This is a genomic window from Collimonas sp. OK607 (assembly GCF_900111995.1).
GTDB lineage: Bacteria > Pseudomonadota > Gammaproteobacteria > Burkholderiales > Burkholderiaceae_D > Collimonas.
Genome location: NZ_FOKF01000029.1, coordinates 12,103 through 24,900 on the forward strand (window position 1 = coordinate 12,103; position 12,798 = coordinate 24,900).

Annotated in this window: 10 protein-coding genes; 8 read left to right on the top strand and 2 right to left on the bottom strand. The window is 51.8% G+C overall.

Going from position 1 to position 12,798, the window contains the following annotated elements; all coding sequences use genetic code 11:
- Positions 1-88: 88 nt before the first annotated feature.
- Both BM029_RS18160 and BM029_RS18165 read right to left on the bottom strand, forming a co-directional pair.
- Positions 89-1,396: an aspartate carbamoyltransferase gene (locus BM029_RS18160; protein WP_371329138.1), complete on the bottom strand. Its 1,308-nt coding sequence runs from the start codon at positions 1,394-1,396 to the stop codon at positions 89-91.
- 836 nt (positions 1,397-2,232) lie between these two features.
- On the bottom strand, positions 2,233-3,120 hold the full coding sequence (locus BM029_RS18165) for a LysR family transcriptional regulator (protein ID WP_092438408.1): 888 nt from the start codon (positions 3,118-3,120) through the stop codon (positions 2,233-2,235).
- A 140-nt stretch (positions 3,121-3,260) separates the two neighbouring features.
- Between BM029_RS18165 and BM029_RS18170 the strand changes: the two genes are divergently transcribed.
- The 8 genes from BM029_RS18170 (at position 3,261) to BM029_RS18205 (ending at position 12,668) form a co-directional block, all read left to right on the top strand.
- Positions 3,261-4,796, top strand: a complete 1,536-nt coding sequence (locus tag BM029_RS18170; RefSeq protein WP_092438410.1) for a CoA-acylating methylmalonate-semialdehyde dehydrogenase — start codon at positions 3,261-3,263, stop codon at positions 4,794-4,796.
- A gap of 46 nt (positions 4,797-4,842) precedes the next feature.
- Positions 4,843-6,465, top strand: a complete 1,623-nt coding sequence (locus BM029_RS18175; protein ID WP_092438412.1) for a GMC family oxidoreductase — start codon at positions 4,843-4,845, stop codon at positions 6,463-6,465.
- A gap of 223 nt (positions 6,466-6,688) precedes the next feature.
- Complete coding sequence (locus BM029_RS18180; RefSeq protein ID WP_092438414.1) at positions 6,689-7,459, top strand: ABC transporter ATP-binding protein; 771 nt, start codon at positions 6,689-6,691, stop codon at positions 7,457-7,459.
- Complete coding sequence (locus BM029_RS18185; RefSeq protein ID WP_092438416.1) at positions 7,459-8,217, top strand: ABC transporter ATP-binding protein; 759 nt, start codon at positions 7,459-7,461, stop codon at positions 8,215-8,217. The genes BM029_RS18180 and BM029_RS18185 overlap by 1 nt, the downstream gene beginning before the upstream one ends.
- 66 nt (positions 8,218-8,283) lie before the next feature.
- Positions 8,284-9,492, top strand: a complete 1,209-nt coding sequence (locus tag BM029_RS18190) for an ABC transporter substrate-binding protein (protein ID WP_092438487.1) — start codon at positions 8,284-8,286, stop codon at positions 9,490-9,492.
- A 222-nt stretch (positions 9,493-9,714) separates the two neighbouring features.
- Entirely contained in the window at positions 9,715-10,599 is an 885-nt protein-coding gene (locus BM029_RS18195) for a branched-chain amino acid ABC transporter permease (protein ID WP_092438418.1), read from the top strand.
- Positions 10,596-11,603, top strand: coding sequence for a branched-chain amino acid ABC transporter permease (locus BM029_RS18200; protein ID WP_371329139.1), 1,008 nt, complete (start codon positions 10,596-10,598; stop codon positions 11,601-11,603). Before BM029_RS18195 ends, BM029_RS18200 begins: the two co-directional genes overlap by 4 nt.
- A 291-nt stretch (positions 11,604-11,894) precedes the next feature.
- Entirely contained in the window at positions 11,895-12,668 is a 774-nt protein-coding gene (locus BM029_RS18205; protein ID WP_092438422.1) for a sulfite exporter TauE/SafE family protein, read from the top strand.
- Positions 12,669-12,798 lie beyond the last annotated feature (130 nt).

The following is a 12,798-nucleotide window of genomic DNA, read 5'->3' on the forward strand; positions in this document are numbered from 1 at the left end:
GCCGCGCTGGTCGGTACTCCGGTTATCGCGGTAACGCGTGGGCATTCGTGCCCACCCTACAATGGCAACACCGTCCGGCCGGTATTTCTCAATCCAATCCATCAAACACCGCATCGTCCGGCCCCACATGGTGTGGCGAACGCCAGCTGACATCTCGCATCGAATGCTGCACCTGATTCTCCACGCCTAGCAAAGTAGCAAAGATCGCCATTCTTACCGGTATGCCATTGTCGGTCTGGCGGAAAATCGCCAGGCGCGGATCGTGGTTTAGATCCGTGCTGAGGTCGTTGGCGCCGGGGCGGCCGTCGCGCGGCAAAGGATGCATGACGATGGTGTCGGCGCTGCAGGTGGCATCGATCATAGCCTGGTTAATCTGGAAATCCGGGGTATAGCCTTCTATCGCTTCATCGGCAAAGCGCTCCTTCTGGATCCGCGTGGCATATACGATATCGGCACCTTTCAACCCCTGCGCCAGGGAAGTGGATTGTTCCACCACATGGCCACCGCGTGCAATCCGGTCCAGGATATGCGCAGGCATCTCCAGCCCAGGCGGTGCGATCAGGGTGAACCTCAAGCCGCGATACAGCGCCAGCAGCTTGATCAGCGAATGCACTGTGCGGCCGTACTTCAAATCGCCCGCCATGACGATGTGGGCGCCATCTATCAGTTTCCCTAGCCGCGAGAATTCGCGTTGTATGGTGTACAGGTCGAGAATCGCCTGGCTCGGATGCTCGCCGGGGCCATCGCCGCCATTGATCACCGGGATATTCGTAGCGCGGGCGAATTCGTCGACCGCCCCTTGTTCCGGATGCCTGACCACCAACGCGTCGACATATCCGCTAATGACACGGCTGGTGTCGTAAATCGACTCGCCTTTGGTCATGGAAGAGAAGGTGAAGCCGGTTGTATCGCATACCGAACCACCCAGCCGGCAAAAGGCCGCCCCAAAACTGATACGCGTGCGCGTGCTGGCTTCAAAGAACAAATTGGCTAGCACGGCACCCTCGAGGATGCGCGAGACCTTCTGGCGCCTTGCAATGGGCTGCATGATGTCCGTCACGCGGAACAGCTGCTCGAGCGAATCTCGCGAAAACTGGTCTACCGACAGGAGTTGCGGTTTGCCGTTATAGGAAATCTGCTCGCGTAGCGGTGCATCTGGTCTTGCTATATATACGCTCTGCGTTAAAGGCGATTTCGTTGACTCGCCCGCAAGGATTTCGTTGACGAATTTGCTGACAATGTCAGGCATGACGCGGAATTCGCCGGAAGTTTCTGGAAGCAACCAGGTATCCAATGCGCGCTTTCGAACGCCGATTCGGTCGGAAAAATTATCCCTGGTGAGGTTCATGCGACGCATAGCGTCGCGGAGAAAAGTCTGTTGATCGCTCATTCGCATTTCCTTATATACGCTATGCGTACATTAAAGCTTTGAATTTCGCTTGTCCAGATTTTTCGTTTTTTTACCGCTGCTTATTATTTAGGCAGAAGAAAAATTTTCTTAAAAATTGCCTGTCTGAACTAAAAAACATCCGTAAACAGCCGTTTTTTTCGATTTTGTGGATAAATCTGTGGATATTGTGCTTTTCAATTGTGGATATCTGGAATAGTTTTCCACAGCCGTCTTTTTATCCAAGAACTATTCTTCGGGGATACACCGATTACTCAGCCTTTATCCAATTCGCAAGTCATTGAATGAATGGTAAAATTTATAGTTATCCACAGAAAAGCAGGACGTTAACTACTACTACTATTTATATATATAAATCTTTAAATACAAAACCGAAAAGCTTTTTCTTTTGAAGTTGCTTTGAAAAAATAATTAACGAAAAGAAGTTAAAAAGCCAACTTTTCAAAAAAAATTAGCTTTTTGTTCAAGTTCTATTTGATGGAGTTTACAAAAGACATCTACTTCAAAAGTAGAAAAGAAGGGGATCCAGAAAAGCAACTGTGGATAAGTCTTTGGATAACTACAGGAATCCATTGTGAATAAATACGTTAGATATCCACACCCTATTTTTTATCCAAGAAATGTTCTTTCCAGATACAAGGTTTACTCAGCCTTTATCCAAGTCGTAAGTACTTGAATGAATAGTCAAATTCGTACTTATCCACAGAAAAACACGTGGTTAACTACTACTACTATTTATATATATAAATCTTTAAATACAAAGCTGAAGAAGCTGGTTTTCCAAAAAAAGAGGGGTTATCCCTTAGAAAAATGCTTTTAAAGCATTAATTACGCCAAATCGTTTTCAATATTGCAAATATTGCAGCGATAACTGGATCGTCTTTACGTTTATCCAGGGTGATAAACGAAAGTTCGGTGGATAAATTGACCGTGTCTGAAATTACCAGGCCATGAGCATGTGCTTCCCGTAATGCAATTGACTCGCGCACCAAAGATAGACCAACTCCGGATTTCACCAGATCCAGCATCGATGGTTCCTGATCAACCAAAGCAACTTTATTCGGAGTAACTTTGTATTGAGCAAAGGTTTTACTGAGTAAACGATGATGGGCCGACTCTGGCGGAGTCCAAATCCAGGGTAATTCAGCCAATGCAGGCCAGTCTTTTCCGGAAACGCGGCTTTTCCAACCTGATGGTGCAAGCACACAGTAAGTAAATTGTGTCAGTGTGAGCCGATGGAAAGTTTTGCTTGGTGTGCCGAGGTAGTAGCCGACATCGAGATGGCCTGATTTGATCTGCCGAAGTACATCACCAGACATGCTGTGTTGCAACTGTGTAGAAAGCTGTGGATAACTTTCTACCAAACGCTGAAGGAAAGCGCCGAGCCGGATAAATTCAGGATCGAGAATAGTGCCGATCGCGAGTTTTCCGCCCAGTATTTCAGAGCTGTTTGAATGCAGGCTTTCTGCTTGTTGACGTAATTCGGACACGGCGGCGATTGCACGTTCGGCAAATGGCAGTAACTTGGTGCCATCAGCGGTTAACGTCATGCCGCTTGGGATGCGTGTAAATAATTGCAGATTCAAGCTGCTCTGCAACGACTTGATTTGCAGGCTGACAGCCGGTTGTGTGACATGTAGTAATTCGGCAGCGCGGGTCAGATTTCCTTCTCTGGCGACGGTGACGAAAGCGCGAAGTTGGGTAATATCCATTTGATTAATTTTTCATCATGGTGATTTGATTATTAGCATTGCTTATATTGATGTTGATCATAACTCATTGGATTGTTGGTAAAGCTAGCGATATTCTGTAAAAACGCTATCCCAACCCGGTTTCACCAAAAGGAATCCTTATGACTGCCTCATTCAATTCATCCAGTTCAACTCCACTAATCCAGCACTACATCAATGGCAAAGTGGTTGAATCCGGCAGCGGCCGCATGCAAGATGTGTTTAATCCCGCTACCGGTGCGGTTTCTGCAAAAGTTGTCCTGGGTAGCGTGGAAGAGGTCAACGCTGCAGTTGCTGCGGCGTCGGCCGCTGCGCCAGCGTGGGCTGACACTGCGCCGCTGAAGCGTGCGCGGGTCATGTTCAGGTTCAAGGAATTGATGGAACAGAATCACGATGCGCTGGCAGCGGCGATTACGCGTGAACATGGCAAGGTATTTTCCGATGCCAAGGGGGAAGTGACGCGTGGTATCGAGATCGTCGAATTTGCTTGCGGCATCCCGCATCTGCTGAAGACGCAATTTACCGACAATATCGGTGGCGGTATTGATAACTGGAATTTGCGTCAACCGCTGGGTGTTACCGTTGGCATCACGCCTTTCAATTTTCCGGTGATGGTGCCGCTTTGGATGGCGCCGATGGCGATTGCTACCGGTAATACTTTTATTCTCAAGCCATCTGAACGCGATCCGTCGCCATCATTGATGATGGCCGATCTATTTCACAAGGCAGGTTTGCCGGATGGCGTATTCAACGTTGTGCAGGGCGATAAGCTGGCAGTCGATACGTTGTTGCAGCATCCTGACGTGAAGGCGGTATCGTTTGTCGGATCGACGCCAATTGCAGAATACATTTATCAGGAAGGCGCCAGGCGCAAAGGCGCTTACCCGCTTAGAGTGCAAGCGCTGGGGGGCGCCAAGAATCATCTGGTGGTGATGCCGGATGCCGATCTGGACCAAGCGGTCGACGCGTTGATGGGGGCCGCTTATGGATCGGCCGGCGAGCGTTGCATGGCGATTTCAGTGGCCGTCGCAGTAGGTAATGTCGCGGACAAATTGATAGCCGCTTTGATTCCACGCGTGAAGGCGCTCAAGATCAAAAATGGCATGGAAGCGGATGCCGAAATGGGCCCGGTTGTCAGCGCCGCACACAAGGATAAGATCGAGACCTATATTGAAGGCGGCGTTGCTGCCGGAGCCAAGTTGCTGGTCGATGGCCGTGGCTTGAAAGTAGCCGGCCTGGAGCATGGATTCTTCCTTGGCGGATCGTTGTTCGATCAGGTTACGCCAGAGATGACGATTTATAAGGAAGAGATTTTCGGGCCGGTTCTGTGCATCGTACGGGTTCCGGATTTTGCTGCCGCCGTGAACCTGATCAACGCCCATGAATTTGGTAACGGCGTATCGTTGTTCACCTCGGACGGCAATACTGCGCGCGAGTTTTCACGTCGGGTTGAGGTCGGGATGGTTGGCATCAACGTACCGATTCCAGTGCCGATGGCATGGCATTCTTTTGGCGGCTGGAAGCGTTCTCTGTTTGGGGATACGCATGCGTATGGCGAGGAAGGATTGCGGTTTTATACGCGGTACAAATCGATCATGCAACGTTGGTCGCAGACGATTTCCAAAGGCGCTGAATTCACGATGCCGGTTGCAAAATAAATAGTATAAATAATAATATAAATAATTAGAAAATAGAAAGAGACGCATGGAAACAGCAGGTAAGTACGACTACATCGTGATTGGCGCGGGGACCGCCGGCTGTGTGTTGGCGAATCGTTTGACACAGGATAGTTCGGTCAGGGTGCTACTGATTGAAGCAGGCGCAAAAGACGATTACATCTGGATCCATATTCCTGTCGGCTACCTGTATTGCATCAATAATCCTCGCACCGACTGGATGTACCGTACTGAACCTGATGTCGGTTTGAATGGACGTAGCCTGATCTATCCGCGCGGTAAGGTATTGGGTGGAAGCTCATCGATCAACGGCATGATTTACATGCGCGGCCAGGCGCGTGATTATGATCAGTGGGCGCAGCTTACCGGCGATCCGGCATGGCGCTGGGAACAGGTGCTGCCATTGTTTAAAAAGAGCGAAGATCACTACGGCGGCGCTAATGAATTCCACGGCGCTGGCGGTGAGTGGCGCGTTGAAAAACAGCGTTTGTCCTGGAAAATCCTGGATGCTTTCCGGGATGCTGCTGCTGAAGTAGGGATCCCTAAGGTTGACGACTTTAATCGCGGCGACAATGAGGGATCCGGCTACTTTGACGTCAACCAGAAACGCGGTATTCGCTGGAACGCAGCCAAGGCGTTTTTGCGTTCCGCCAGCGGCCGCGGCAATTTAACGATCATGACTGGCTGCCAGGCCAAGCGGCTGGTGCTGGAGCGCAGTGAGCAGGGGCTGGTGTGCAAAGGGGTTCAGTTTTCTGGCGGCGGCAAGGAGTGGCATGCCGAGGCCAGCCGCGAAACTTTATTAAGTGCGGGCGCTGTAGGTTCTCCGCAAATTTTGCAATTGTCCGGCATCGGTCCGGCGGCGCTATTGCAGCAGCATCAAATTCCGGTCATGCAGGATACGCCGGGTGTGGGCGAGAATCTGCAAGATCATTTGCAGATCAGGATGGCGTTCAAGGTTAGCGGCGTCAAGACTCTGAACACGATGAGTAACAACTGGTTTGGCAAAGCTAAAATCGGCATGGAATATCTGCTGAGGCAGAGCGGCCCGATGTCGATGGCGCCTTCGCAATTGGGAGCGTTTGCCAAATCCGATGCAGCGCAGTCGACTGCGAATCTGGAATATCACGTGCAGCCTTTATCGCTGGAGAAATTCGGCGATCCTTTGCATGCGTTTCCAGCTTTTACCGCTAGCGTCTGTAATTTGCGTCCGACTTCGCGCGGCCAGGTACGGATCGGTTCAGGTGCGGCGGAGGCAGCACCAAAAATCACGTTGAATTATCTGGATACCGATGAAGACCGTAAAGTGGCGGCAGCTTCGTTGTTGCTTACCAGAAAAATTATTGCTGCACCGGCGTTACAAAGGTATCTGCCGGAAGAATTCAAGCCTGGTTTGCAATACCGGACTGAAGAAGAATTGATCAAGGCTGCCGGTGAGGTAGGCACCACGATTTTCCATCCGGTAGGGACCTGCAAGATGGGCCGTGGCGACGATCCGATGGCGGTGGTAGATAGCCAGCTCAGGGTTAAGGGCGTAGCCGGATTGCGCGTGGTTGATGCCTCCGTGATGCCGACGATCACCTCCGGCAACACCAATTCACCGACCTTGATGATTGCGGAAATGGCAGCAAAATTCATAAAGGAAGGCCGCTAGCAGAGACTATTCAGGGTAATCTAGTTTCCTTGCGTAAATATCGAGCAAACTATTTTGTCAGGCATAGTTAATTTCTGTAAAGTTTTTGTATAGTATTTCTACGTATTGCTCCAGTAGAGTGGCAACGGTAGTATCCATAAAAAAATATAAGGCTGATAAGATGATTGCCATATTATCTTTACGCCAGGAATGTTCCTAACAAGCAATATCAATAGGAGACCAGATGACCGACATCATCTTGGAGACAAAAAACCTGACCAAGGAGTTCAGGGGGTTTACGGCCGTTAATGGCGTTAACCTGCAGGTCGAGCGCGGCCATATCCACGCACTGATCGGTCCCAACGGGGCAGGGAAGACGACTTGTTTCAATCTGCTGACTAAATTCCTGGTGCCGACTTCCGGCCAGATCCTGTTCAATGGCCGCGATATCACCACCGATGCGCCGGCCCAGATCGCGCGCCAGGGGATCATCCGTTCCTTCCAGATTTCTGCTGTTTTCCCGCATTTGAGCGTGATGGAGAATGTCCGCATAGGATTGCAGCGCACACTGGGGACTTCGTACCATTTCTGGAAAAGCGGCAAGTCGCTGGCGCAATTGAATGAGCGCGCGATGGAGTTGCTGGCAGAAGTCGACCTCACCGAGTTTGCCGATACCCTGACAGTCGATTTGCCATACGGCCGCAAGCGGGCGTTGGAGATTGCCACTACCCTGGGTATGGAGCCGGAACTGATGCTGCTGGATGAACCCACGCAAGGCATGGGACATGAAGACGTCGACCGGGTCACGGCACTGATCAAGAAGGTATCTGCCGGCCGCACCATCCTGATGGTGGAGCACAACATGAATGTGGTGTCAGGCATCTGCGACAAGATCAGCGTGCTGCAACGTGGCGCGATGCTGGCGGAAGGCCGCTATGAAGAAGTCTCGAAGAACCCGTTGGTAATGGAAGCCTATATGGGCACCACTACCGAGGTACTGGCAGGAGCGCATTGATGTCTGCAGTTGATTCCCCACAATCCCCATCTGTCGGCGCGGCTGCTAAAGGTACGCCTGCGCTAGAGCTCGAAAATCTGCAAGCCTGGTATGGCGAATCGCATATTTTGCACAATGTGAATCTGAGTGTGAACAAGGGCGAAGTGGTGACGCTGCTGGGCCGCAACGGCGCCGGCCGCACCACCACCATGCGCGCGATCATGGGCCTCACCGGTGCACGTAAGGGATCGATCAAGATCGGCGGCGTTGAAACCATCGCGCTACCGACCTACAAGATTGCCCATCACGGCGTTGGTTATTGTCCTGAAGAGCGCGGCATTTTTTCGTCCCTGTCGACGGAAGAAAACCTGCTGTTGCCGCCGTCGCTGTCGACCACTGAAAAGGGCATGTCTGTCGAAGAAATCTATGACATGTTTCCCAACCTGAAAGAACGCAGGAACAGCCAGGGCACGCGGCTCTCCGGCGGTGAACAGCAGATGCTGGCGGTTGCGCGCATCTTGCGCACCGGTGCACGTTTGTTGTTGCTGGATGAAATTTCCGAAGGCCTGGCGCCGGTGATTGTGCAAACGCTGGCACGCATGATCACCACGTTGAAAGCCAAGGGTTACACGATCGTGATGGTGGAGCAGAACTTCCGGTTTGCAGCGCCTTTGGCCGATCGTTTTTACGTGATGGAACACGGTCAGATTGTCGAGTCGTTTGCGTCGTCGCAGCTGGAAGAAAAGATGCCGGTGTTGAATGCATTATTAGGTGTGTAGTTTGGGCAGGGAGTCTCGCTAATTGCGAGATGACGAGTCGTTTAAAAAATGGAGAAGACAATGAATATCAAATTAAAGACTTTGGCAGTCGCGGTGAGCAGCACCATCGCTCTCGGTTTTGCAGTGCCTGCATCGGCGCAGATTTCCGGTGACGTCATCAAGATCGGTTTCATCACCGACATGTCGAGCGTCTACTCCGACATCGACGGCCCTGGCGGCGCTGAAGCGATCAAGATGGCGATTGCCGATATGGGCGGCAGCATCAACGGCAAGAAGATCGAACTGGTGACGGCTGATCATCAGAATAAAGCCGACATCGCATCGAGCAAGGCACGCGAATGGTTTGACCAGCAAGGACTGGACATGCTGATCGGCGGCACCAACTCCGGTACTGCTTTGGCGATGGCAAAGATTACCGCTGAAAAGAAGAAGCCGTTCTTCGAAATCGGCGCCGGCAGCACGCGCCTGACGAATGAAGAATGCACACCTTACACCGTGCACTATGCTTACGATACCTACGCCTTGGCCAAAGGTACCGGCTCGGCCGTGGTAAATCATGGTGGCAAGACCTGGTATTTCCTGACCGCCGACTATGCATTTGGCGCGTCGCTGGAAAAAGATACGACCGCAGTGGTGAAAGCTGCCGGCGGCACCGTATTGGGCGCGGTCAAGCATCCGCTGAACGCTTCCGATTTCTCTTCCTTCATGCTGCAGGCACAATCGTCCAAAGCACAAATCATCGGCCTGGCGAATGCCGGCGGCGATTTGATCAATGCGGTCAAGGCAGCCAACGAATTTGGTGTCACCAAGAACGCCAAGCTGGCCGGTTTGCTGGTGTTCATCAACGACATCCATTCGCTGACACTGAAACAAACTCAGGGCATGTACCTGACCGACAGCTGGTACTGGGATCAAAACGACGAATCGCGCAAATGGGCCAAGCGCTATTTCGAAAAAATGAAAAAGGAACCGTCCAGTTTGCAAGCGGCCGATTATTCCGCCGCGATGCAATACCTGATGGCGGTCAAGGCGATCGGCACGGATGACGGCGAGAAGGTGATGGCGCACCTGCGCACCGCCAAGTTCAACGACATGTATGCCAAGAACGCTTATCTGCGTCCAGATGGCCGGGTGGTGCATGACATGACGCTGTATCAGGTCAAGGCGCCGGCTGACTCGAAATACCCTTGGGATTACCTGACCAAGATCCAGACTATCCCTGGCGAGCAGGCTTTCACCACCAAGGCCGAGAGCAAGTGCGGATTGTGGAAATGATATAGCAGCTCTGCAGTAACCGCACTTGACCGTGGTTAAGAACCAAGGTTGTGAGCCAAGGTCAATTGCGTGGTCTGAAGATATGCCTGGCGCATCGTCAACCTGCTGCCGGCCTGCACATTTCCGATGAGATGCGCAGGCCGGTTCGCTGTTTGATATTTTGTCCGATGCGCTGTTCGATTGTCCTTCACTCGCCCGAGTGATTTTTTTGATGACATTGCCATGGAAATATTCGGCATTCCTTTTCAAGCCTTGATGAGCCAGCTGTTGCTGGGCCTCGTCAACGGTTCGTTTTACGCCATGCTGTCGCTCGGCCTGGCGGTGATCTTCGGCCTGCTCAACGTGATTAATTTCGCGCACGGTGCGCTGTACATGATGGGCGCGTTCCTGGCCTGGATCGGCCTGACTTATTTCAACCTGAATTACTGGGTGATGCTGATCCTGGCGCCGCTGCTGGTGGGCTTGTTCGGCATCGTCATAGAGAAGACCATGCTGCGCTGGCTGTACAAGCTGGATCATCTTTACGGCTTGTTGCTGACCTTCGGCATCACCTTGATGGTGGAGGGGATCTTCCGCTCGTTCTATGGCGTCTCAGGGCAGCCGTTTTCGGTTCCTGACCTGTTGAGTGGCGCTACCGATCTCGGCTTCATGGTGCTGCCGAATTACCGCGCCTGGGTGGTGGTGGCATCGCTGACGGTGTGTTTCTCAACCTGGTTCGTGATTGAAAAGACCAAGCTCGGCGCATATCTGCGCGCCGGTACCGAGAATCCGAAACTGGTTGAAGCGTTCGGCGTCAACGTGCCGCTGATGGTGACCTTGACTTACGGCTTCGGCGTCGCTTTGGCGGCCTTTGCCGGGGTGCTGGCGGCGCCGGTGATCCAGGTCTCGCCACTGATGGGCTCGAACCTGATTATCGTCGTATTCGCGGTTGTAGTGATCGGTGGCATGGGTTCCATCATGGGATCGATCATTACCGGCCTGGCGTTAGGCGTAATTGAGGGGCTGACCCGGGTGTTTTATCCGGAAGCGTCGGCCACGGTGGTGTTTATCGTGATGGCGATTGTGCTGATGATCCGGCCGGCAGGCCTGTTCGGTAAAGAGAAATGAGCGGAGCAGCTATGAGCATGAGTATGAATACCAAGAAGATCGGCTACGGCTTGCTGTTAGTGGCCTTACTGGCAGCACCGTTCGGTATTTACCCGGTGTTCCTGATGAAGATCATCTGCTTCGCGCTGTTTGCCTGCGCCTTCAATCTGCTGATCGGCTTTACCGGTTTGTTGTCGTTTGGACATGCCGCATTTTTTGGCGGCGCCGGATACATTGCCGGTTATATGTTGACGACTCTGGGCTTGCCAACGGAAGTCGGGCTGATTGCAGGTACTGCCGCGGGTGCTTTGATCGGGCTGGTGATGGGCAGCCTGGCGATCCGTCGCCAGGGGATTTACTTCACGATGATCACTTTGGCGCTGGCGCAGATGCTGTATTTCGTTTGTCTGCAAATGCCGTTCACTGGCGGCGAGGATGGTTTGCAAGGTGTACCGCGCGGGCATTTGCTGGGCTTCATCGATCTTGGTAACGACTTGAATTTGTACTATGTGGTGTTGGCGATTGCCGTGGCCGGCTTTGCGCTGATCGTGCGTACCGTGAATTCTCCGTTTGGCCAGGTACTGAAAGCCATCAAGGAAAATGAGCCGCGCGCCATTTCGCTGGGCTACGACGTTAATCGTTACAAGCTGCTGGCCTTCGTGTTGTCGGCTGCTTTGTCGGGCCTGGCCGGTTCTACCAAGACGCTGGTGCTGGGTTTCGAAACGCTGACCGACGTGCATTGGACGATGTCCGGATTGGTGGTGTTGATGACGCTGGTGGGTGGCTTGGGTACTATCATCGGTCCGATTGTCGGTGCGTTGATCATCATCATGCTGGAAAACAAACTGGGCGATATTGGTACCTGGCTTGCATCTGTTACCCATATTGACTGGTTTAACGGGCTGGGCGAATCGGTGACTATCGTTACCGGTTTCATTTTTATCGTTTGCGTGCTGGCGTTCCGGCGGGGGATTGTCGGTGAGATTTCTGCTTTGATTAGTAAGCGATCTTCCGAAAGTAGATAGTCGATGACGTAATCCTGGCCCGTGGTTAAAAACCCGTACTCAGCTTAGCTGGTACGGGTTTTTTGTTTTAGGGTAAGGATTAACATCATCTGCCCAAATAATAGGCAGCCCGGTAGGATGGGCACGATGTGCCCATCCTACCGGGCTTATCCGAGCCTCCCCATTTTTTCCAGCTAATCGAATTACTTGGATAGCTATGACTAAATAACATAGCCATCCTGCATGCCTATTCAGGTTCAGACACGTAAAATTGCATGTCTTCAATATCCATCAAACTTCGTTTGCCACACCATGCCTGAGTTATTTCCCGATTTTCTTATTTTGGCCGTTGCCAGTTTCGTTGCAGGTTTGATTGATGCGGTGGTTGGAGGAGGGGGCTTGATCCAGATTCCAGCCCTGTTCTCGATGCTGCCTAATACAGCACCAGCCACCATCTTCGGGACTAATAAACTGGCGGGGATATTCGGTACTAGCGCTGCGGCAATCAATTTCTCCAGGCGGGTCAAGCTGGCATGGAGTGCTGCACTGCCTGCGGCGGGAGCGGCATTTGTGCTTTCCTTCCTGGGTGCTTATGTCGTTACCCATATACCGACCGAGGCGATTCGTAAGTCTCTACCCTTTATTTTGCTGGCTGTCGCCATATATACGGTGAAGAAGAAAGACTTCGGTAGCATCCATGCCCCCCTGCATACCGGATCGAAAGAGAAACTGCTCGCGATATTGATTGGTGGCGGTATCGGATTTTATGACGGTGTTTTTGGCCCTGGCACAGGTAGCTTCCTGATTTTCCTGTTTGTACGGTTTTTTGGCTTCGATTTCCTGGCGGCTTCGGCCGTATCCAAGGTTATTAACGTCGCGACCAATTTGGCTGCCTTGCTGTGGTTTGGATATAGCGGACATATCATCTGGCAGCTTGGATTGATAATGGCTATCTGCAATGTCGGTGGATCGTTGGTCGGTACAAGGCTCGCACTCAAACATGGCAGTGGCTTTGTGCGGAAGCTGTTTTTGCTGGTGGTGTCGGTATTGATCTTGAAAACTGGTTACGATGCTTTCCTTAAATAGGTGCCCAAGCAGGTGAGCAGGTAGGTAGAGATACTTTTCCATAAGCGGCGATTGTTTCACGTGAAACAATCGCCGTTTTTGTTTTGACGTTTTCAAGAATCCGATATTGCAATGTTTCACGTGAAACATC

Excerpts from the sequence above, each read along its gene's own strand:
- BM029_RS18160 (WP_371329138.1), bottom strand. The coding sequence starts at position 1,396 with ATGCGAATGAGCGATCAACAGACTTTTCTCCGCGACGCTATGCGTCGC.
- BM029_RS18165 (WP_092438408.1), bottom strand. The coding sequence starts at position 3,120 with ATGGATATTACCCAACTTCGCGCTTTCGTCACCGTCGCCAGAGAAGGA.
- BM029_RS18170 (WP_092438410.1), top strand. The coding sequence starts at position 3,261 with ATGACTGCCTCATTCAATTCATCCAGTTCAACTCCACTAATCCAGCAC.
- BM029_RS18175 (WP_092438412.1), top strand. The coding sequence starts at position 4,843 with ATGGAAACAGCAGGTAAGTACGACTACATCGTGATTGGCGCGGGGACC.
- BM029_RS18180 (WP_092438414.1), top strand. The coding sequence starts at position 6,689 with ATGACCGACATCATCTTGGAGACAAAAAACCTGACCAAGGAGTTCAGG.
- BM029_RS18185 (WP_092438416.1), top strand. The coding sequence starts at position 7,459 with ATGTCTGCAGTTGATTCCCCACAATCCCCATCTGTCGGCGCGGCTGCT.
- BM029_RS18195 (WP_092438418.1), top strand. The coding sequence starts at position 9,715 with ATGGAAATATTCGGCATTCCTTTTCAAGCCTTGATGAGCCAGCTGTTG.
- BM029_RS18200 (WP_371329139.1), top strand. The coding sequence starts at position 10,596 with ATGAGCGGAGCAGCTATGAGCATGAGTATGAATACCAAGAAGATCGGC.
- BM029_RS18205 (WP_092438422.1), top strand. The coding sequence starts at position 11,895 with ATGCCTGAGTTATTTCCCGATTTTCTTATTTTGGCCGTTGCCAGTTTC.